Origin of the sequence: Chromohalobacter canadensis (genome assembly GCF_029544075.1) — a bacterium.
Lineage (GTDB): Bacteria > Pseudomonadota > Gammaproteobacteria > Pseudomonadales > Halomonadaceae > Chromohalobacter > Chromohalobacter canadensis_A.
The window spans coordinates 102,223-121,787 of record NZ_JAJQJH010000004.1 but is presented as its reverse complement, the minus strand read 5'-3'; the positions used below and the strand labels follow the sequence as shown (position 1 = coordinate 121,787).

Sequence of the window (19,565 nt, the reverse complement as noted above, 5' to 3'; positions counted from 1 at the left end):
CCATCGAGACGTTCGCCTGTTCCGAATGCTTCCTGACCGTTCACGCGGCATTGCCGTCGCGGTCCTCCAAGTCGTCAGATCGCCCCAAGTATTCTTGTCTTCGCCAAGCCTTCCGATCAGGAGCTGGGCATGGCGCCAGGCGACGCGAACCGAATCTCTTAATACCGTTTTTCGCCAATCCCTCGCGCGGCGATGCCTTGAGGCATGAATGCGATGAGTGGAACGGATTTCCTGGGGCCCTCTGAACGCACCGCGCGGCGCACAACCGCCTCCTGTCTTTTGTCCGGCAATCCCATTGCCTCGCCGACACGAGCAATCTCTGACGAAACCGATGAATCTTACCGAACTCAAGCAAAAAACCGTTCCCGAACTGCTGGATATTGCCCGGGAAATGGGCATCGACAATCTGGCACGTTCGCGTAAACAAGACATCATCTTCGCCATTCTCAAGAAGCATGCGAAAAGTGGTGAAGACATTTATGGCGATGGTGTGCTGGAAATCCTGCAGGATGGCTTCGGCTTTCTTCGCAGTGCCGACAGCTCCTATCTGGCCGGCCCCGATGACATCTATGTCTCGCCGTCGCAGATCCGTCGCTTCAACCTGCGCAAGGGCGATAGCATCGCCGGCAAGATCCGACCGCCGAAGGAAGGGGAGCGTTATTTCGCGCTGCTCAAGGTCAGTCAGATCAACTTCGACCGGCCCGAAAACGCCAAGCACAAGATCCTGTTCGAGAACCTGACGCCGCTGTTCCCGCAGGAACGCATGGTGATGGAGGTCGGTAATGGCTCGACGGAGGATCTAACCTCGCGGGTAATCGATCTTACGTCGCCCATCGGCAAGGGCCAGCGTGGTCTGATCGTATCGCCGCCCAAGGCGGGCAAGACGCTGATGCTGCAGAACATTGCGACGTCGATCACGCGTAACAATCCCGAATGCCATCTGATCGTGCTACTGATCGATGAACGTCCCGAAGAGGTCACCGAGATGTCGCGCACCGTGCGTGGCGAGGTGGTGGCCTCGACCTTCGACGAGCCGCCCGCGCGCCACGTCCAGGTTGCCGAGATGGTCATCGAGAAGGCCAAGCGTCTGGTCGAGCACAAGAAGGACGTGGTCATCCTGCTCGATTCCATCACCCGCTTGGCGCGTGCTTACAACACCGTGGTGCCGTCTTCGGGCAAGGTCTTGACCGGTGGGGTAGACGCCCACGCACTGGAGAAGCCCAAGCGTTTCTTTGGCGCGGCGCGCAACATCGAGGAAGGTGGCAGCCTGACGATCATCGCCACGGCGCTGGTGGATACCGGTTCCAAGATGGATGAAGTTATCTTCGAGGAGTTCAAGGGCACCGGCAACATGGAGGCGCACCTCGACCGCAAGCTGGCCGAGAAGCGGGTCTACCCGGCGCTCAATATCCGTCGCAGTGGCACGCGCCGCGAGGACCTTATCGCCTCCGAGGAAGAGATGCAGCGCATGTGGATTCTGCGCAAGCTACTCAACCCCATGGATGATATCGCGGCGACGGAATTTCTGCTCGATCGCTTGAAGGATACCAAGACTAACTTGGAATTCTTCGAGGCCATGAAAAGGCGTTGATTCTGGCCTGCTGCGCTCGGCAACACGGCGTTGAACTCCGGTTCGCCATGCTCATGTACTAAAGTACACTCCGCTAGCTCGCCGGAGTTCGCCTTGTTTTGCCTTCGTTCGCTGCGGCCAACTCTCAACGCTTGATAATATGCTGAGGCGAGTGGCGCCCAGGGATGGAGTCATAGCGCCTTCGGAAGGCCTGTCTCGGCTGACGCGTGCAAGATAGCGCCGGGCTGAAGGCCGATGGGCGGTCAATGAAAGGGCGGCATGTTATGCTGCCCTTTTCGCGTTTTGGCACGGAAAACCACATGAAGTATCGGGACTTGCGCGATTTTATCGCGGCGCTGGAGGAACGTGGTGAGCTCCAGCGAATCACGGCGGAGGTCGATCCCTATCTGGAGATCACCGAGATCTGTGATCGCACGCTGCGCGCGGGCGGGCCGGCGCTCTTGTTCGAGAACGTCAAAGGTCACGCCATGCCTTTGCTGGGCAATCTTTTCGGGACGCCGGAGCGTGTCGCGCTGGGCATGGGCCAGGATTCAATCGCTGCACTGCGTGAGGTCGGCGAACTGCTGGCGTTTCTCAAGGAGCCGGAACCGCCCAAGGGCTTCCGCGATGCCTGGGAAAAGCTGCCGATCTTCAAGCAGGTGATGAGCATGGGGCCCAAGACGCTGCGCAAGGCGCCATGCCAGGAAGTGATCCGCGAAGGCGACGATGTCGATCTCGACCAGCTGCCGATCCAGCATTGCTGGCCGGGCGATGTGGCGCCGCTGGTGACCTGGTCTTTGGTGGTGACCAAAGGGCCCCACAAGGAGCGCCAGAATCTGGGCATCTATCGCCAGCAGAAACTGGGCAAGAATCGTCTGATCATGCGTTGGCTGTCGCATCGCGGTGGAGCGCTTGATTTCCAGGAATGGCAGCAAGCGCACCCTGGCGAACCGTTCCCGGTGGCGGTGGCGTTGGGCGCCGACCCGGCGACCATTCTCGGCGCCGTAACGCCGGTGCCGGACAGTCTTTCCGAATACGCCTTCGCCGGTTTGCTGCGCGGTTCACGCACCGAACTGGTCAAGTGCGGCCATGCCGATCTCGAGGTGCCGGCCTCCAGCGAAATCGTGCTCGAGGGCTACCTCTACCCCGACGATACGGCACCGGAAGGCCCTTATGGCGATCACACCGGCTACTACAATGAGGTCGAAACCTTCCCGGTCTTCACCGTGGAACGCATCACCCACCGCCGCGATCCGATCTATCATTCCACCTATACGGGACGGCCACCGGATGAGCCCGCCATTCTGGGCCTGGCGCTCAACGAAGTGTTCGTGCCAATCCTGCGCAAGCAGTTTCCCGAGATCATCGATTTTTACCTGCCGCCGGAAGGCTGTTCCTACCGCATGGCGGTAGTGACCATGAAAAAGCAGTATCCGGGCCACGCCAAGCGCGTGATGATGGGCGTCTGGAGTTTCTTGCGCCAGTTCATGTACACCAAGTTCGTGATCGTGCTTGATGATGATGTCGACGCGCGCAACTGGGAAGACGTGATCTGGGCAATCACCACGCGCATGGATCCGGCGCGCGATACGGTCATGGTCGAGAATACGCCCATCGACTATCTCGATTTCGCCTCGCCGGTGGCGGGCCTGGGATCGAAGATGGGATTCGATGCCACCACCAAATGGTCGGGCGAAACCGACCGCGAGTGGGGCACGCCCATCGTCATGGACGATGCCGTCAAAAGGCGTGTCGACGCGCGCTGGGAGGAATACGGTATCACTACGCCACCACCGGCCCCCCGCCATTCGCCCCAGAGCGACGAACGAGGACACGAATGACGCCTAAGACGCTGACCTGCCATGTCGAATCGGTCGAGGACCTGACGGCCGACGTATTTCGCGTCCATTTGGCGGGACGCCGCGAGGCCATCGCGCATGCCCCCGGCCAGTATCTGGAACTCAAGCTCGACGAGGAGATCTGGGTGCCGTTTTCCATCGCCAACGCCCATGTCGACGATGGCATCATCGAGTTGCATGTCCAGCACTGGCCGGAACGCAGCAACTCGGCACGTCTGCGCGAGATGCTCGTGCAGTCCGCCCAGTTGACGGTGCGCCTGCCCAATGGTGGCTGCGTGTTGGATACCCACAGTCGGCGGCCGCTGACGCTGATCGCGGCGGGCACGGGGTTCGCCCAGATGAAGGCCATCGTCGAGGCGGCCCTGGCCAACGAGCACCCGGGCCCGATTAGGCTGTGGTGGGCGGTCAAGCATCCACGGGATCTGTATCTGGAAAGCCTGGCGCTGCAATGGGTCGCCGAGCATACGCATGTCGAGGTGCACACCGTCAGCGAAGAGAGCGATCCCAGCCTGAGCACGCCACCGGGCGTGACGCGCCACGTCGGGCGTATCGACACGGTCCTCGCCGAGGCGCTGGGTGATGTTTCCGGTGAGGATGTCTATCTCTCCGGTTCGCCGGGCATGGTCTACGCTTGCATCGATACACTGGTGCCGCTGGGGCTCGATCCTGAGCGGGTCTTCTCGGATGTCTTTGCCTATGCGCCGCGCGTGCCGTTGATTCCACTGTCTGGCGATCGCCGCTTGGAGGATGACGCATGAGCCAATCGCCAATTCTCGTCACCGGTGGCGCCCAGCGCTTGGGACGGCATTGCGTCGAGCGCCTGCTCGACGACGGCCAGCCGGTGATCATGACCTATCGTCGCGAGCGCGAGGCGTTGGACGTCTTGCGTCGGCGTGGCGCCGTGACCCTGCAGGCGGACTTCGCGAGCGAGGCGGGCATCCTCGACTTCATCACCCGCCTAAAGGCACAGACGTCGTCGCTTCGCGCCATCGTCCACAATGCCAGCGACTGGGCGCCGGACAGCCTTGACGACGATGCCGGCGCCAATTTCGAACGCCTGTTTCGCGTGCACATGCAGGCTCCGTACTTGATTAACCTGCATGCCCGCGAACTACTCGATGCCTGCCAAGAACCGCAGCGCGACATCATCCACATGACCGATTACGTCAGTCAGAAGGGATCGCGCAAGCATGCCGCCTATGCGGCGACCAAGGCAGGGTTGGACAATCTGACCCTGTCGTTTGCCGCCATGTACGCGCCGAGTATCCAGGTCAACGCCATCGCGCCGGCCCTGGTCATGCTCAATGACGATGACGACGAAGCTTATGTCGAGAAGGCCAAGGCCAAGTCTTTGATGGCCAAGGTGCCGGGGCCGGGCGTCATCTATCAGACACTGCGTTACCTGCTCGACAACGATTTCGTGACCGGAGCGATCCTGCCCGTCGACGGCGGGCGTCACTTGCGTTGAGGGGCATCGATCGGCGTGCACTTGCCAAATGGCAACAGCCGTGTAGGATGAGAGCATGTTTTGGAGTCAACCCATGTCGATAGCATCAGTCACCGCAAGCATGCATTCCCTGCCGATTCGGTCAGCGGGAGACGCCGTGCGCGCGTTCTTTGGCTTTAGCTATTGGTATTGGTTTAGCCCCGGCGTGCCCGGCGGTAGGGTCACATGACCTGATACGCCGCGAGGCACGCCCCACCCCGGGTTGCCTCCAGCGTCTTAGAACCCCCGGTCGGCAACCCGACCGGGGGTTTTTGCGTTTAATCCACCCCTTTTTTGACGAATGACACGGGAGCGAAACATGTTCGAGATCGGCGGCGCATGGCAGAACACGCAGGCACTATATTATTGGCGATTTAGCGACGTCCGGTCGGCCTTAGCTGCCACCTCCGACCGTGAACCGCTGGGTGGCGTCCGCCGAACACGAAGTTCCGCTGTCCACTCATGATGGACAGCCTAGACAAGAGACTCGACATGAACGCACCTTTGACGATGCCCCAACGCCCCGATGTTGCCACGGCACCCTCTCATCAGCCCTTGCCCACGCCGGGTGAACTCAAGCAGCGCCTGCCGCTGGAAGGCGCCCTCAAGGAGCAGATCGAACGCCAGCGTGGCGAAATTCAGGCCATTCTCGACGGGCGCGACGACCGCCTGCTGGTGGTGGTGGGCCCCTGCTCGATCCACGATCCGCGCGCGGCGCTGGAATACGCCGAAAAGCTCAGCGAACTCGCCACGCGCCTCGACGACCGTCTGCTGATGGTCATGCGTGTATATGTCGAAAAGCCGCGTACCACCGTAGGTTGGAAGGGCCTCGCCTATGATCCGCACCTGGATGGGAGTGACGATATGGCGCAAGGCCTCGAGGTCTCGCGGCGCTTGATGCGTGACATCGCCGCCCTGGGCATGCCCGTGGCCACCGAATTGTTGCAGCCGATGGCCGCGCCGTACCTGGAAGACCTGCTCAGTTGGGTGGCCATCGGCGCGCGCACCACCGAGTCGCAAATCCACCGTGAGTTGGCCAGTGGCCTGCGTGCTGCGGTGGGCTTCAAGAACGGTACCGACGGCAGCGTCGATGTCGCCGTTGCTGCGATGCAGTCCGCTGCGCACCCGCACCGTCATTTCGCTCTTGACGATGCCGGCCGTCCGGCGATGCGCGAGACCGACGGCAATTCGCATACCCACGTGGTGCTGCGTGGCGGGCATGGCAAGCCCAACTACGATGCGGATTCGGTTCGTGCCTGTCGCCGTGAGCTGCAGAACGCGGGCATCACGCCGCGTCTGATGGTCGACTGCAGCCATGCCAATTCGCGCAAAGACCACCGCCGCCAGACCGAAGTCATGCTCGATGTTCTCGAGCAGCGCCTGGCCGGCGATCGCGATTTGGTCGGCGTGATGCTGGAAAGCCACCTGCACGAAGGTAAGCAGCCACTGCAGCCGGGTGCCCTGCGTTATGGCGTCTCCGTCACCGATGCCTGCCTGGGTTGGGAAGGCACCGAGCACCTGCTGACATTGGCTGCCGAGCGGTTGCGTGACGCATGTGCCTGAGCGGTGTTTCATGGCACTGTCATATCGGCGGTTCAGGATATGACCTCACAGCATGTTCCGACACGACGGAGTGTCGGTCGAACGCCGTGAGGAGAGACCATGAGCAAGCAAATCGAGACCCAACAAAACTTCAACTGCAGCGATAACGAACCGTTCTCGTCGGTACTGGCGCGCCATGTTTCTCGGCGTGACATCATGCGGGGTGGCCTGAGCCTGGCCGCCTTGGGCATGTTGGGCGGCATCGGAGGACTCAATCTCGCCAATGCTCAGGAAAGCGGTACCGGCAAGACGCCGCTGGCGCTGGCGTTCGAGTCGCTGCGTGGCTCGCGTACCGATGCCGTGGTGGTGCCCGAGGGCTACACCGCTCAGGTGCTGATTCCCTGGGGCACGCCGCTGGAGGATCAGGCGTCGGCTTGGCATCGCGAGCAAGAGATGACCGCCGAGGCACAGGCGCGCAGCGTGGGTATGCATCACGATGGCATGCATGCTTTCCCTTTGAGCGAGCAACATGCCTCGCGCGACTTCCTGCTCGCCCTCAACAACGAGTACATCGACCAGGACGCGCTCTGGGCGCCGCGTGGCGGGCCGACGAATCCCGACAGTGGTCAGCGTCCGGCCGACGAGGTGCGTACCGAGATCAATGCTCATGGCGTCACCATCGTGCGGGTGCGCAAGCAGGCGGAAGGCGGCTGGTCGCATGTGGCCGGTGACGCCCACAATCGCCGATTCACCAGCGCGACGCCGATGGACTTGGCAGGCCCCGTGGCCGGTAGCGAGTACGTCAGAACCCGTTACTCCCCGTATGGCACGCGCACGCGAGGCACCAACAACAACTGTGCCAATGGCTTCACGCCCTGGGGCACCTACCTGACCTGCGAAGAGAACTGGCCCGAGGTCTTCGTCAATCGCGGCGAGTTGAATATCGATGATGCGCGCCTGGGGCTGCCCACCGAACGCGGCCGCTATGGTTGGGAGACCGCCGCCGGCGTCGACGGTGAGCGCGATGACGAGTTCGCGCGTTTCGATGTCACACCGCATGGTGAGGGGCCACGGGATGATTATCGCAACGAGACGCGGACCTTCGGCTATATCGTGGAGATCGATCCATACAATGGCCAATCCCGTGCGGTGAAGCGCACCGCGCTGGGACGCTTTCGACACGAGGGCTGCTGGCCGGGCAAGTTGGTCGCCGGTGAGCCGGTGGTCTTCTATTCCGGGCATGATGCCCGCAACGAGTACATCTACAAGTTCGTGTCCGACGCCAAGTGGGACCCGGCAGATGCCAACCGTCCCGGCGAGGCGTATGACCGCCTGGCATTGGGTGCCAAGTACATGGATCGAGGGACCCTCTACGTTGCCCGTTTTGATGCCGATGGTGGCGGGGAATGGCTGGCACTCGAGCCGGACACGCGCGTGGCGGACGGTCGCACACTGGCTGCGGCCTTGTCGCTGGCGGAAAGCGATCGCGCAGGCGTCATTGTACATACCTGCGATGCGGCCGACCTGCTCGGCGCGACACCGATGGACCGCCCCGAATGGGGAACCGTCGACCCGAGCTCCGGCGAGGTCTACATGACGTTGACCAACAATTCCCAGCGCACCGCCGCTGAGACGGAGCCGACCTTCACCAATGAAGGCGACAGCGTCGATGCGGCGGGCGTGGGTTATGCCACGGCCCCCACCAATGCCGCCAATCCGCGCGCCGCCAACGAGGCGGGGCAGGTGATCCGCTGGCGGGAGCGTGGCGATGACGCCACACGTTTCGACTGGGAGGTGTTCGTGTTCGGCGCCGCCGCGGACGATGCCGACAACCTGTCGGGGCTGACCGAGCGCAACCAGTTCGCCAGCCCCGATGGCCTGTGGTACGACGATCGTGGCGACGGCCAGGGCATTCTGTGGATCGAGACCGACAACGGTTATGACGGTGTTGCCGAGCAGACCAACGACCAGGTACTGGCGGTCGTGCCGGGTGCCTTATCACATGCTAGCGGTCAGGCCTCGGTGGTGGGCGCCGGCAACCAGCAGCAACTCAAGCGGTTCGCGGTTGGCCCCAATGGCTGCGAGGTGACAGGAATCTTTGCTACGCCCGACAAGACCGCGCTGTTCATCAACATTCAGCACCCCGGCAATTGGCCGGCGGACGCCGATGCCGCGACACAGGATGCCACGCACGTCACTTCCGGCAGCGTGCGTCCGCGGGCGGCCACGGTGGTGATCCAGAAAGCCGATGGTGGCCAGATCGGGGTATAACTGAAAGCTGGAAGAGCGGCGCTACGCGGCTGGAAGCTGGAAGAAAAGACGCCTCCGTAGCTTGAACTTGCTACGGAGGCGTTTTGGTTTAGGCTGCCTTCGAGCTTCGAGCTTCGAGCTTCGAGCTTCGAGCTTCGAGCTTCGAGCTTAGGGTTTGACGGCGTAGGCGTAGAGCAAGGTTTCCTGGGCGCTGATCGGTTCTGCCTCGCCTGCATCGAGGAGGCGATAGCGGCCGTCGGTCTGCAGCTCCCAGCTCTGGCAGTTATCGACCATGTAGGTGGCCAGGTCCTTGCGCACGCGCTGGGCGAGTTTCTTGTCGAGCAGCGGGAAGCAGGTCTCCACGCGGCGGAACATGTTGCGTTCCATGAAGTCCGCGCTGGAGCACCAGGTTTCAGGTTTACCGCCATTGTGGAAATGGAACACGCGGGTATGTTCCAGGAAGCGACCGATGATCGAGCGTACCCGGATATTGTCGGAAATCCCTTCGACCCCGGGGCGCAGGCAGCACATGCCGCGAATGATCAGGTCACATTGCACGCCGGCACGCGAGGCACGATAAAGGGCACGAATCAGCTGCGGCTCGGTCAACGAATTGCACTTGATGATCAGCTGCGCCTTGTGGCCTTTTTCGGCGTGCCGTGCCTCGCGGTCGATCATCGACACTAGGCGGTCGTGCAGTACGAACGGCGCGTGCAGAAGCGTATCGATCTGACGTGGCTTGCCCATCCCCGAAAGTTGCTGGAAGACTTTGTGAACGTCTTCGCAAAGCGTCTCATTGGCGGTAAGAAGACTGTAGTCGGTGTACAGTTTGGCAGTCTTGGAATGATAGTTGCCGGTACCCAAATGCGCGTAGTAGCGCAATGCACCACGTTCACGGCGGACCATGTGGAGCATCTTGGCATGAGTCTTATAGGCCATGACGCCGTAGATGACGATGGCACCGGCTTCCTGGAGACGCGAGGCCAGCGCGAGGTTGTCGGCCTCGTCGAAGCGTGCCCGCAGCTCGATGACCACGGTGACTTCCTTGCCGTTGCGTGCGGCATCGACCAGGGCGCTGACGATGGGTGAATCGGCGCCGGTTCGGTACAGGGTCTGCTTGATCGCTAGTACGTCCGGGTCGCTGGCGGCCTCCTGGAGCCAGTCCTCGATCAGTGCAAACGACTGGAAGGGATGGTGCAGCAGAATATCGTTCTGGGCGATCTGCGAGAACAGGCTGACATCGCTCTTGACCTGACGTGGCAATCCCGGCGTGAAGGTGCGATATAAAAGGTCAGGGCGGTCGACGTCGCTGAGTACCGACATCAGCCGGGTCAGGTTGACCGGGCCGGATACGCGGTAGAGATCCGCCGCCTCGAGTTCGAACTGGGTAAGCAGGAAGCGCGACAGCCGGTCGGGGCAATTATCGGCCACCTCGAGGCGCACCCCGCTGCCGTAGCGCCGTGCCAGTAGCTCACCGCGCAAGGCCGAGGCCAAGTCCGAGACGTCCTCGGGGTCGACGGCCAGATCGGCGTTGCGCGTCAGGCGGAACTGGTAGCAACCGCGTACCTGCATGCCGGGAAACACTTCCTGAGCGTGGGCGTGGATCATCGACGACAGGAAGACGTATTCAGTATAACCGGCTTCGCATAGTGCTTCGGGTAGGCGCATCAAGCGTGGCAGCGAGCGCGGTGCGGGCAGGATGGCCATACCGCCTTCGCGGCCGAAGGCATCGGTACCTTCGAGCTCGACGATGAAGTTCAAGCTCTTGTTGACCAGGCGTGGAAAAGGATGCGAAGGGTCCAGGCCGATGGGGCTGATCACCGGCATGATCTCCTCGGCGAAATACTCGCGCACCCAGTCGGCCTGGGCCTCGGTCCACTGCGTACGGCGGCGAAAACGTAAGCCTTGCTCCTCGAGGGCGGGGATCAAGGTCTCGTTGAGAATGCGATACTGCCGCTCGACCTGTTCGTGGGCGATGCGCGATATCTCTGTCAGCACCTGGCGGGGTGGCATCCCGTCGGCGCCGCTTTCCTCACGGGCAAGGGCGATCTGATGCTTGAGGCCAGCCACACGAATCTCGAAGAACTCATCCAGGTTGGAAGAGAAGATCAGCAGGAACATCAGTCGGTTGAGCAGTGGATGCGAGGGATCCAGGGATTGCTCGAGTACGCGGATATTGAACTGCAGATGCGAGAGTTCGCGGTTGAAATACAGCGCTGGATCGTCAAGTTCGGCCTCGGGAAACGGCGCGGGCTTGGCGTGAATCCCCGTGCGCGTGCGGTTGACGCGAAGTGGGGGTGTTTCACCGGCCTCCTGAGAGGTTGCATTGTCGCTACCGAGGGGAACATCGGAAGAGCGCGCATCGTCCATCATGAGCTCCCTGTCGTCGCTGGTGACCAACCGCTGCCCGGGAAGCATGACACCCGTCTGTGACAGGAGTGTGACAGTAACGCCCGGGCGTCTTCAGTATACGCATGAAATAGGGCGCGATGCGTGCCAACCAACGGTGTGGACGGACCAAGCGTGGCCGGTTTGTCGGATATCAGCTTTCGTGGGGCGTCTCGTCATCGACGTCATGCCGGCGACGCGGGACTAGGCGACCGAAGAGGATGCCGACCTCGAACAGCAGCCACATGGGGATGGCGAGCAGGCTTTGGGAGACTACGTCCGGGGGCGTCATCATCATGCCGACCACGAAGCAGCCGACGACCACGTAAGGACGTTTCTTGCCGAGACTCTCGACGCTGGTCGCGCCGGTCCAGATCAGCAAGAAAGTGGCGATGGGAATCTCGAAAGCCGCACCGAAAGCGAAGAACAGCTTAAGCACGAAATTGAGGTACTGATTGATGTCGGTCATTACCGTGACGTTCTCCGGCCCGGTGTGGACGAAGAAGTCGAACAGCAGGGGGAAGACCGCAAAATAGGCGAAAGCCACGCCGCCGTAGAACAGCAGGATACTCGAGGCGAGCAGGGGAAATGCCAACGTCTTCTCGTGCCGGTAGAGGCCCGGTGCGATGAATGCCCAGGCCTGGTAGAGCACGAAGGGAACGGCGATGAACAAGGCCGTGAACAGCGTCAGCTTGAAAGGCGCCAGGAACGGCGAGGCCACTTCGGTGGCGATCATCTGCGAGCCTTCGGGCAAGAGCGCCATCAGCGGCTCGGCGACGAAGCTATAGATGTCGTTGGAAAAGGCGTAAAGCGCGGCGAAGATGATCACGATCACCGCCACCGCCTTGACCAGCCGCGAACGCAGCTCGATCAGGTGTTCTATCAAGGGCGTCTGGGCGTGCTCCTCCGGTTCGCGGGGCGGTGTATCGCTCATGGGGCGTTGGAGTCCTTGGCGGATGAGGCGTCGGGTGTCTCGCGGGAGGCGGCGGGACGCGCCGCCGGGGCGTCATCATCCGCTCTAGACGCCGCCGGACCCCGGCGTGATCCAGCGTGATGCGTATCGGTGTCGTCGGCGTGGCGTTCGACACCATCGCGGACCTTATGCAGGCCGGCATCGAGCTTACGTTGTTGCTCGTTGAGCTTCTGGCGCAGCTCTTCGGCTTCCAACTGTGCGTTGATTTCGCGCTGCATGCCCGACACCGTGCGCTTGATCTTGCCGATCCACAGGCCTACGGTGCGCGCCGCCTTGGGCAGGCGCTCCGGCCCCAGCACCAACAGGGCCACGACACCGATGAGCATCAGTTCGAGAAAGCCCATATCGAACATGTTGGTTACTTCCGCTCAGAGGTGTCGTCGGCCTTGGACGATTGCGAGGCTTTCGATTGCGTGTCGAGTGTCTCGTCGTTCGCCTCATGCTCGACACGCTGCTGCGCCGTGTCCTCGTCGTTGTGCGCTTTTTTCTGTTCCTCTTCGCCGACTGCGCTCTTGAATCCCTTGACGGCGCCCCCGAGATCGCTGCCCAGGTTGCGCAGCTTCTTGGTGCCGAAGATCAGGATGACGATGCCGAGAACGATCAGCAGTTGCCAGATACTGATTCCACCTAACATGGAAGCTCTCCTTCATGCTCGGGTACGGCCGAGCCGATTAGCGTGATTGTCGTGCCGCCTTCTCGTCCAGGCCGGAGACGCCGAAGCGACGGGCCAGCTCATCCAGCACGGCTTGGTGATCGATGTCCAGATGCGACAGCATCACCAGGCTATGAAACCACAGGTCGGCCGTTTCGGCGACTACTGCTTGACGTGTCGCGTCGTCGCCGTGCTCGGCATCCTTGGCGGCCAGCAGAGTCTCGGTGGCTTCCTCGCCGACTTTCTCCAAAATCTTGTTGAGTCCCTTGGCGTGCAGCTTGGCGACATAGGAACTTTCGGGATCGGCGTGACGGCGTGCGGCCAAGACGTCCGCGAGCTGGGCAAGCGTATCACTCATGATGTGACGGTCTCGTTATCGTATGGCGATGGGTGGATAGTAAGCAAGATGGCGCGTGACACGGTGGTACGTCAACGCCAGGCGATGAGTGCCAGTCCCAATGCGGCGGCGACCAACACCGGCCAGGGCTGGCTGTGCGCCCATTCCCAGAGGGGTTGCCAGGCCAGTGCCACGGTGATCAGCAAGGCACCGAAACGCAGTCGCCGCGCACGCGTACCGGCACCGCGCAAGCGCTGCTGCAAGACATTGAGCACCTCGGTTTGTTGGCGCTGCTGGCGGTGGCTGTCTTCGCTGCGGGCGAGGGCCTGATGCGCCAGCACCGGCAGCTCGGGCAATTGCCGCGAGAGTTCCGGGGCGTGCTTGGTCAGGGCGTCCCAGAAGCCGCGTGGCCCGGCGCGCTCCTTCATCCACTGCTCTAGGTAAGGCTTGGCGGTGCTCCACAAATCCAGGTCCGGGTAGAGCTGACGGCCGAGTCCTTCGATGTTGAGCAGTGTTTTCTGCAATAGCACCAGTTGCGGCTGGACTTCCATGTTGAAGCGTCGCGCGGTCTGGAACAGCCCCAGCAGCACCTGGCCGAAGGAAATGTCCTTGAGCGGTTTCTCGAGGATCGGCTCGCAGACCGCGCGAATGGCGGCGGCGAATTCATTGGCGCGGGTATCCTCTCCGACCCAGCCTGATTCGATATGCAGCACGGCGACTTCGTAGTAGTCCTGGCGGAAGAAGGCGAGGAGGTTACGGGCCAGGTAATCCTGATCCTCGCGGGTCAAGCTGCCGACGATTCCGCAGTCGATGGCGATATACTGCGGATCGTGCGGGTTGTCAGCGGACACGAAGATATTGCCGGGGTGCATGTCGGCATGGAAGAAATTATCGCGAAACACCTGGGTGAAGAAGATTTCCACGCCGCGCTCGGCGAGTCGGCGCAAGTCGATGCCGGCTGCTTGCAAGGCATCCATGTCGGCCACTGGCATGCCATGGATACGTTCCTGGACCATCACCTGCTTGCGTGTCAGCGACCAGTGAATCGCTGGCACGTAAAGGAGCGGCGAATCGCGGAAGTTACGCTTGAGCTGCGAGGTGTTGGCCGCTTCCTTGTGCAGGTCCAGCTCATCGAAAAGCGTGGATTCGTAGTCGGCCACGACCTCGACGGGGCGTAGTCGCTTGGCTTCGGGGACACGTTTGAGCAGGTGCGCGAAGGTATACAGCAGGCCAATGTCCTTGCGCATCACGCCATCGATGTTGGGACGGATGATCTTGACCACCACATCTTCGCCGCTGTGCAAGCGTGCGCCGTGGACCTGGGCGATGGAGGCCGAGGCGAGTGGCTCGCGTGTAAATTCGGCGAAAGCGGCATCGATGTCCATGCCGAGCTCTTCCTCGACCAGCGCGCGGGCCTGCTCGCCGGGAAACGGCGGTACCTGATCCTGTAGACGCTTTAGTTCGTCGGCGATATCCGGCGGTAGAAGGTCTCGGCGGGTAGAGAGCATCTGCCCGAACTTGACGAAGATCGGTCCTAGAGCTTCGAGCGCCAGGCGTAGGCGCTTGCCTCGGGTGTGTGGGCCGGTGGGTAGCAAGCGCAGAGGCGAGAGCTTCATCGCTACGCGCAGTATGCCGGGGAGGCGCTCTGCGGGGATCAGGGTGTCGAGGCGGAAACGCGCAATCACCCAGGCGATACGAAACAGCCGCAAACTCACGACGCGTGCTCCTCCTGTCGGCGACGTTCGATTTTGCGAACCAGCCGGTCCAGGCGTGCCTCGAGTCGGTCGGTGGCCAGGCCCAGTTGCGTCAGGTGCTCGCGAGCGATGTCCCATTGCGTGCGACTGGGGAGCAGTCGTGCTTCCTCGGTCAGATATTCATGCACGTCGCGTTGTAATTCGCCACGCGTGCGCAGGCCAAAGCGGTTCAGACGTCGCAAGCCTTGCGACAGGCTATGCGCGGGCATGTCGCCTAGCCAATGCGCCAGTTCGGCTTCCCAGTCGATCTCCAGATCGCTGAGCAACTGACTGGCGCGTTCCAGTACATGGGTGCGGCCGCGCACCGAGAGCCGTCCGGCGAACATCAGCGCCTCGACACGCTCGCCACCAAGCAGCGCGCCCAGGGTCTCGGCGTCCAGTTCGGCGACCACATCGCTATCGGCCTCGTCGGGGTCGTGCTGGGCGAGCAGGGTGATGCCGTGGATGTCGAAATGCACCAACGCCGCCAGTGCCGGGCGTTCCAGACGTAGCGATATGCGCTGTCCGGCGAGCTGCGACAATCGCGAGGGCGAGGCGGGGTCGTGTGCAAGGAGCCCGTTGACCAGCGTTTCAGCGCTGGCCAGCAGGGTAGTGAACATCACCGGCATGACGGCCTCATAGTTTGATGCCACGGTGCAGGGCGACGACGCCCCCGGTCATGTTGGTGTACTCGACACGTTCGAGCCCGGCGTCTTCCATCATCGCCTTGAGGGTTTCCTGGTCGGGATGCATGCGGATCGATTCGGCCAGGTAGCGATAACTCTCGCCGTCCTGGGCGACCCATTCGCCCATGCGTGGCAAGACGCGGAAGGAATATTCGTCGTAGAAGCGCGACAGCGCGGCACTCGCCGGCTTGGAAAACTCCAGTACCAGCAGACGGCCGCCGGGCTTGAGTACGCGCGCCATGGAGCGCAGCGCGGCCTCCTTGTCGGTGACGTTGCGCAGGCCGAAGGCGATGGTGATGCAGTCGAAGCTGTTGTCGGCGAAGGGCAGCGCTTCGGCATTGGCCTGCACGTATTCGACATTGTCGCCGACACCGTTGTCGAGCAGCTTGTCGCGGCCCACACGCAGCATCGAGGCGTTGATGTCGGCGAGGACCACGCGACCGCGGGGACCGACCAGGCGCGAGAACTTGAGGGCCAAGTCGCCGGTGCCGCCAGCGATGTCGAGCACGTGATGACCGGGGCGCACACCGGCACGCTCTAGCGTCAGGCGTTTCCAGAGGCGATGCACGCCAAACGACATAAGATCGTTCATGACGTCATAGCGGGCGGCGACCGAATGGAAGACTTGCGCCACCCGGTCGGCTTTCTCCTCGACCGGAACTTCCTGATAACCGAAGTGGGTCGTGCGCTTGTCCATGACCTTTCCTTGGGCAGGCGTGGGGTGCCCGCGCGGTGCGTGGAAGTGGGGCTGCATTGTAACGTCGCCCCCGGCATTTGTCGCCACGCCGGGGCGTCTTATAACTCCTTGATGGTGATGGTGGAAGGCTCGCGAGAGGCACCGGCCTCCTCGAGGCGGCGCAGGTAATCGGCCCACCATTGCTCTTGATGGAGGGCCATTTCATGGAGGTAGTCCCAGCTGTACAGGCCGCTGTCGTGGCCGTCATCGAAGTGCAGCTTGAGGGCATAACGTCCGGCCTGGGTGATGTTCTTGAGGCCGACATCCTTCTTGCCAACCTGCAGGACAGCGGTGTCCGGGCCGTGGCCGCGAACCTCGGCGGAGGGCGAAAATACGCGCAACAGCTCCGTCGGCAAACGGTAGGACGTACCATCGGCATAGCCGAGTTCGAGCTCGCGGGCTTGCTGATGGTAATGGATACGCGTGGGAACGGGAGCGGACATGGGCACCTCCGGTGAGCTTCAAGCTGGCATGGTGCAGCTTTGCGACTGATGCATGAAGAAAACGCTTAACTCAAGCGTGGAGAGCAGCATGCTGATTGTCGAGCTTCGAGCTTCGAGCTTCGAGCTTCGAGCTTCGAGCGGCTTGTGGCCCGAAGCCCGAAGCACACGTCTTAGAGAATGTAGCGGGACAGATCTTCGTCGGTGGCCAGTTCGCCGAGTTGCTCGTCGACATAGGCGGCATCGATGGTCAGCGGGCTTGCCATGTCGCCTCCCTGGAAGGACGGCTCCTCGAGCAGGCGCTCCATCACCGTGTGCAGGCGCCGGGCGCCGATGTTTTCGGTGCCTTCGTTGACCTGCCAGGCGATCTCGGCGATGCGTGTGATGCCTTCATCGGTGAAGTTCACTTCCAGACCATCGGTGGCCAGCAGCGCCTGGTATTGCCGGGTCAGTGCTGCGGACGGCTCGGTGAGGATGCGCTTGAAGTCATCCGGCGTCAGCGCTTGCAGCTCGACGCGGATCGGCAGACGCCCCTGCAATTCAGGGATCAGGTCCGATGGCTTGGAGAGGTGGAACGCCCCCGAAGCGATGAACAGGATATGGTCAGTGTTGACCATGCCGTGCTTGGTGGACACCGTCGACCCCTCGATCAGCGGCAGCAAGTCGCGCTGCACGCCTTCGCGGGAGACATCGCCGCCGCTGCCCGAGTCACCGCGCTTGGCGACCTTGTCGATCTCGTCGAGGAAGACGATGCCGTTCTGCTCTACTGCTTCGATAGCGCGGTTCTTGATCTGCTCTTCGTTGACGAGCTTGGCGGCTTCTTCGTCGTGCAGCAGGCGCCGGGCTTCTTCGACGGTCACGCGGCGCGACTCAGACTTCTGCTTGCCCATGTTGGAGAACATGCTTTGCAGCTGGCTAGTCATTTCTTCCATGCCCGGCGGCGCGGAGATATCGAAGTTGCCACCCTGAGGCGTGACCTCGATGTCGATCTCCTTGTCGTCGAGCTGGCCTTCGCGCAGCTTCTTGCGGAAGGTCTGGCGCGTCGAGGAGTCGTCGCGGGCATGGTCGTACTCGCTGCCGCGCGGCCGGGGTAGAAGCGCGTCGAGAATGCGTTCCTCGGTGGCGTCCTCGGCCTTGTGAGCGACTTCTTCCTTGGCCTGCTCGCGGACCATCTTCATGGCCATTTCGACCAGATCGCGGACGATCGACTCTACATCGCGGCCGACATAGCCCACCTCGGTAAACTTGGTCGCCTCGATCTTGATGAACGGCGCCCCGGCCAGCTTGGCCAGGCGACGGGCGATTTCGGTCTTGCCGACCCCGGTAGGGCCAATCATCAGGATGTTCTTGGGCACCACCTCGCCGCGCAGGCTATCGTCGAGCTGCATGCGACGCCAGCGGTTGCGCAGGGCGATGGCCACCGAGCGCTTGGCTTCCTGCTGGCCGATGATGTACTGATCCAGTGCGTGGACGATCTCGCGGGGAGTCATCTGTGTCATGACGGAGCCCTATGCTGCCCGGGAGCGGTGAGCGTGGCTCACAGCTCCTCGAGGGTGATGTTTTGATTGGTGAAAACGCAGATATCGCCAGCGATTTCGAGCGACTTCTCGGTGATGGCACGCGCGTCGAGCTCGGTGTTCTCGAGTAGTGCGCGTGCGGAGGCTTGGGCGTAGTGGCCGCCGGAGCCGATGGCGATGATGCCGCGTTCGGGCTCGACGACATCGCCGTTACCGGTGAGGATCAGCGAGGCGTTCTTGTCGGCCACGGCCAGCATCGCTTCCAGGCGCCGCAGGGCGCGGTCGGTGCGCCATTCCTTGGAAAGCTCGACGGCGGCTTTGACCAGATGCCCTTGGTACTTGTCCAACTGGGCCTCGAAGCGCTCGAACAGGGTGAAGGCGTCGGCCGTGCCGCCGGCGAAACCGGCCAGCACCTTGCCATGGTGAATGCGGCGTACCTTGCTGGCGTTGCCCTTCATCACCGTGTTGCCGAGCGAAACCTGACCGTCGCCGGCGAGGGCGACATGTTCGCCGCGACGTACGGATACGATCGTGGTCATGGATGGGAACTCCTTGTGGGGTGTCGGGCACCCGATGACTTGATTGCCGAGGCACCCGTGGCCCCAGGCGATAAAACAAAAACGGTGGCGACGAATGCCATGATGCTCACGGTAATGCGGGCGGCCGGCGGGGAAATCAAGCCGCCCGGACGCCCTTCAGTTCTGGAGTTTGATCAGCAGTGGCTCGATGCCTTGCGTCACCATCAGGTCCTGGGCGCGCGATAGCTCGCGAGTGTCCTCGTAGGGGCCGACCTGCACGCGGTGCCAGGTTTCGTCGTTGGAGGTCTGCACTTCGGTGATGTTGGCGAGCAGGCCGAAGTCCTGCAGCCGGCTTGCGAGACGCTCGGCATCGGCAACCTTGCGAAACGAGGCCGCCTGCAGCATGTACTTGAGTCCATCGGCGGAAGGATCGGCCACCACCTCGTCGGCACGGTCGTCGCTCGTGTCCGCCGAACTCTCACCGCTGCTACTGGGCACCGCCGAGGTGTTATCCACCTTGGGCGCGATGACCTCCGATTCCGGTAACAAGGTATAGAACTCGAAGGTCGGCATGCGCGACTCGGAGGTATCCTCGTTGGAGGTGCCGCTCGGTGAGGCGCCATCGCCTGTGCTGCCCGTCGAATCGCTGCCGGACGAGGCACTGTTGGAGGGCTTGGGCATTACCGTAGCAACCGGCGACGGGGCCGACTGCTGGAGGTATTGGGCGAGCACGAAGCCAGCGATCAAGCCGGCCACGCCCCATAGCCACCCCGGAAGGCCTGCGCGCGAAGACTTGGTCTGGCGCTTGCGGCTGGTGGCGCCGCGTGACGCGGCGCGGGAGTTGCCTTTTCCTTGCTGGGCAGGGCGACGAGCCATGC

Annotated in this window: 18 protein-coding genes; 6 read left to right on the top strand and 12 right to left on the bottom strand. The window is 62.3% G+C overall.

Features of this window, described 5'->3' with window-relative positions; all coding sequences use genetic code 11:
* The first annotated feature begins 331 nt into the window (after positions 1-331).
* From rho to LUN51_RS08050, 6 genes are all read left to right on the top strand, one after another.
* Positions 332-1,591, top strand: a complete 1,260-nt coding sequence (gene rho / locus LUN51_RS08075; RefSeq protein WP_277810857.1) for a transcription termination factor Rho — start codon at positions 332-334, stop codon at positions 1,589-1,591.
* Positions 1,592-1,890: 299 nt separating this feature from the next.
* Positions 1,891-3,411, top strand: a complete 1,521-nt coding sequence (ubiD, locus tag LUN51_RS08070) for a 4-hydroxy-3-polyprenylbenzoate decarboxylase (protein ID WP_277810856.1) — start codon at positions 1,891-1,893, stop codon at positions 3,409-3,411.
* Entirely contained in the window at positions 3,408-4,187 is a 780-nt protein-coding gene (locus tag LUN51_RS08065; protein ID WP_277810855.1) for an NAD(P)H-flavin reductase, read from the top strand. Before ubiD ends, LUN51_RS08065 begins: the two co-directional genes overlap by 4 nt.
* On the top strand, positions 4,184-4,897 hold the full coding sequence (folM, locus tag LUN51_RS08060) for a dihydromonapterin reductase (protein ID WP_277810854.1): 714 nt from the start codon (positions 4,184-4,186) through the stop codon (positions 4,895-4,897). The genes LUN51_RS08065 and folM overlap by 4 nt, the downstream gene beginning before the upstream one ends.
* A gap of 510 nt (positions 4,898-5,407) precedes the next feature.
* Positions 5,408-6,478, top strand: a complete 1,071-nt coding sequence (locus LUN51_RS08055) for a 3-deoxy-7-phosphoheptulonate synthase (protein ID WP_277810853.1) — start codon at positions 5,408-5,410, stop codon at positions 6,476-6,478.
* A gap of 99 nt (positions 6,479-6,577) precedes the next feature.
* A complete protein-coding gene (locus LUN51_RS08050) occupies positions 6,578-8,728 on the top strand; it encodes a PhoX family protein (RefSeq protein ID WP_277810852.1) in 2,151 nt (716 codons plus the stop codon).
* Between the two features lie 147 nt (positions 8,729-8,875).
* On the opposite strand, the gene ppk1 is transcribed toward LUN51_RS08050, so the two are convergent.
* The 12 genes from ppk1 to LUN51_RS07990 all read right to left on the bottom strand — a co-directional run bounded on the left by ppk1 (position 8,876) and on the right by LUN51_RS07990 (position 19,563).
* Positions 8,876-11,077: a polyphosphate kinase 1 gene (ppk1, locus tag LUN51_RS08045; RefSeq protein WP_277810851.1), complete on the bottom strand. Its 2,202-nt coding sequence runs from the start codon at positions 11,075-11,077 to the stop codon at positions 8,876-8,878.
* A 172-nt stretch (positions 11,078-11,249) separates the two neighbouring features.
* A complete protein-coding gene (gene tatC, locus LUN51_RS08040) occupies positions 11,250-12,029 on the bottom strand; it encodes a twin-arginine translocase subunit TatC (RefSeq protein WP_277810850.1) in 780 nt (259 codons plus the stop codon).
* Positions 12,026-12,421 carry a Sec-independent protein translocase protein TatB gene (gene tatB, locus LUN51_RS08035; RefSeq protein ID WP_277810849.1) on the bottom strand — a complete coding sequence of 132 codons (396 nt, stop codon included), beginning with the start codon at positions 12,419-12,421 and terminating at the stop codon, positions 12,026-12,028. The genes tatC and tatB overlap by 4 nt, the downstream gene beginning before the upstream one ends.
* A 5-nt stretch (positions 12,422-12,426) precedes the next feature.
* Positions 12,427-12,702 (bottom strand): Sec-independent protein translocase subunit TatA, encoded by a 276-nt coding sequence (gene tatA, locus LUN51_RS08030; protein ID WP_277810848.1) that lies wholly within the window; start codon positions 12,700-12,702, stop codon positions 12,427-12,429.
* Between the two features lie 37 nt (positions 12,703-12,739).
* Positions 12,740-13,078, bottom strand: coding sequence for a phosphoribosyl-ATP diphosphatase (locus LUN51_RS08025; RefSeq protein ID WP_011505902.1), 339 nt, complete (start codon positions 13,076-13,078; stop codon positions 12,740-12,742).
* Positions 13,079-13,149: 71 nt separating this feature from the next.
* Complete coding sequence (gene ubiB / locus LUN51_RS08020) at positions 13,150-14,772, bottom strand: ubiquinone biosynthesis regulatory protein kinase UbiB (protein ID WP_277810847.1); 1,623 nt, start codon at positions 14,770-14,772, stop codon at positions 13,150-13,152.
* Positions 14,769-15,419, bottom strand: a complete 651-nt coding sequence (locus LUN51_RS08015; protein WP_277810846.1) for a ubiquinone biosynthesis accessory factor UbiJ — start codon at positions 15,417-15,419, stop codon at positions 14,769-14,771. The genes ubiB and LUN51_RS08015 overlap by 4 nt, the downstream gene beginning before the upstream one ends.
* A gap of 7 nt (positions 15,420-15,426) precedes the next feature.
* Positions 15,427-16,173 carry a bifunctional demethylmenaquinone methyltransferase/2-methoxy-6-polyprenyl-1,4-benzoquinol methylase UbiE gene (gene ubiE, locus LUN51_RS08010; RefSeq protein ID WP_277810845.1) on the bottom strand — a complete coding sequence of 249 codons (747 nt, stop codon included), beginning with the start codon at positions 16,171-16,173 and terminating at the stop codon, positions 15,427-15,429.
* Positions 16,174-16,271: 98 nt separating this feature from the next.
* Complete coding sequence (locus LUN51_RS08005) at positions 16,272-16,655, bottom strand: DUF971 domain-containing protein (protein WP_277810844.1); 384 nt, start codon at positions 16,653-16,655, stop codon at positions 16,272-16,274.
* A gap of 170 nt (positions 16,656-16,825) precedes the next feature.
* Positions 16,826-18,151: an ATP-dependent protease ATPase subunit HslU gene (gene hslU, locus LUN51_RS08000; RefSeq protein ID WP_277810843.1), complete on the bottom strand. Its 1,326-nt coding sequence runs from the start codon at positions 18,149-18,151 to the stop codon at positions 16,826-16,828.
* Between the two features lie 38 nt (positions 18,152-18,189).
* On the bottom strand, positions 18,190-18,708 hold the full coding sequence (gene hslV / locus LUN51_RS07995) for an ATP-dependent protease subunit HslV (protein WP_040239597.1): 519 nt from the start codon (positions 18,706-18,708) through the stop codon (positions 18,190-18,192).
* A gap of 156 nt (positions 18,709-18,864) precedes the next feature.
* Complete coding sequence (locus tag LUN51_RS07990) at positions 18,865-19,563, bottom strand: SPOR domain-containing protein (protein ID WP_277810842.1); 699 nt, start codon at positions 19,561-19,563, stop codon at positions 18,865-18,867.
* Between the last annotated feature and the right edge of the window lie 2 nt (positions 19,564-19,565).

Coding starts and splice junctions, on each gene's coding strand:
- rho (WP_277810857.1), top strand. CDS start 332: ATGAATCTTACCGAACTCAAGCAAAAAACCGTTCCCGAACTGCTGGAT.
- ubiD (WP_277810856.1), top strand. CDS start 1,891: ATGAAGTATCGGGACTTGCGCGATTTTATCGCGGCGCTGGAGGAACGT.
- LUN51_RS08065 (WP_277810855.1), top strand. CDS start 3,408: ATGACGCCTAAGACGCTGACCTGCCATGTCGAATCGGTCGAGGACCTG.
- folM (WP_277810854.1), top strand. CDS start 4,184: ATGAGCCAATCGCCAATTCTCGTCACCGGTGGCGCCCAGCGCTTGGGA.
- LUN51_RS08055 (WP_277810853.1), top strand. CDS start 5,408: ATGAACGCACCTTTGACGATGCCCCAACGCCCCGATGTTGCCACGGCA.
- LUN51_RS08050 (WP_277810852.1), top strand. CDS start 6,578: ATGAGCAAGCAAATCGAGACCCAACAAAACTTCAACTGCAGCGATAAC.
- ppk1 (WP_277810851.1), bottom strand. CDS start 11,077: ATGGACGATGCGCGCTCTTCCGATGTTCCCCTCGGTAGCGACAATGCA.
- tatC (WP_277810850.1), bottom strand. CDS start 12,029: ATGAGCGATACACCGCCCCGCGAACCGGAGGAGCACGCCCAGACGCCC.
- tatB (WP_277810849.1), bottom strand. CDS start 12,421: ATGTTCGATATGGGCTTTCTCGAACTGATGCTCATCGGTGTCGTGGCC.
- tatA (WP_277810848.1), bottom strand. CDS start 12,702: ATGTTAGGTGGAATCAGTATCTGGCAACTGCTGATCGTTCTCGGCATC.
- LUN51_RS08025 (WP_011505902.1), bottom strand. CDS start 13,078: ATGAGTGATACGCTTGCCCAGCTCGCGGACGTCTTGGCCGCACGCCGT.
- LUN51_RS08015 (WP_277810846.1), bottom strand. CDS start 15,419: ATGCCGGTGATGTTCACTACCCTGCTGGCCAGCGCTGAAACGCTGGTC.
- ubiE (WP_277810845.1), bottom strand. CDS start 16,173: ATGGACAAGCGCACGACCCACTTCGGTTATCAGGAAGTTCCGGTCGAG.
- LUN51_RS08005 (WP_277810844.1), bottom strand. CDS start 16,655: ATGTCCGCTCCCGTTCCCACGCGTATCCATTACCATCAGCAAGCCCGC.
- hslU (WP_277810843.1), bottom strand. CDS start 18,151: ATGACACAGATGACTCCCCGCGAGATCGTCCACGCACTGGATCAGTAC.
- hslV (WP_040239597.1), bottom strand. CDS start 18,708: ATGACCACGATCGTATCCGTACGTCGCGGCGAACATGTCGCCCTCGCC.
- LUN51_RS07990 (WP_277810842.1), bottom strand. CDS start 19,563: ATGGCTCGTCGCCCTGCCCAGCAAGGAAAAGGCAACTCCCGCGCCGCG.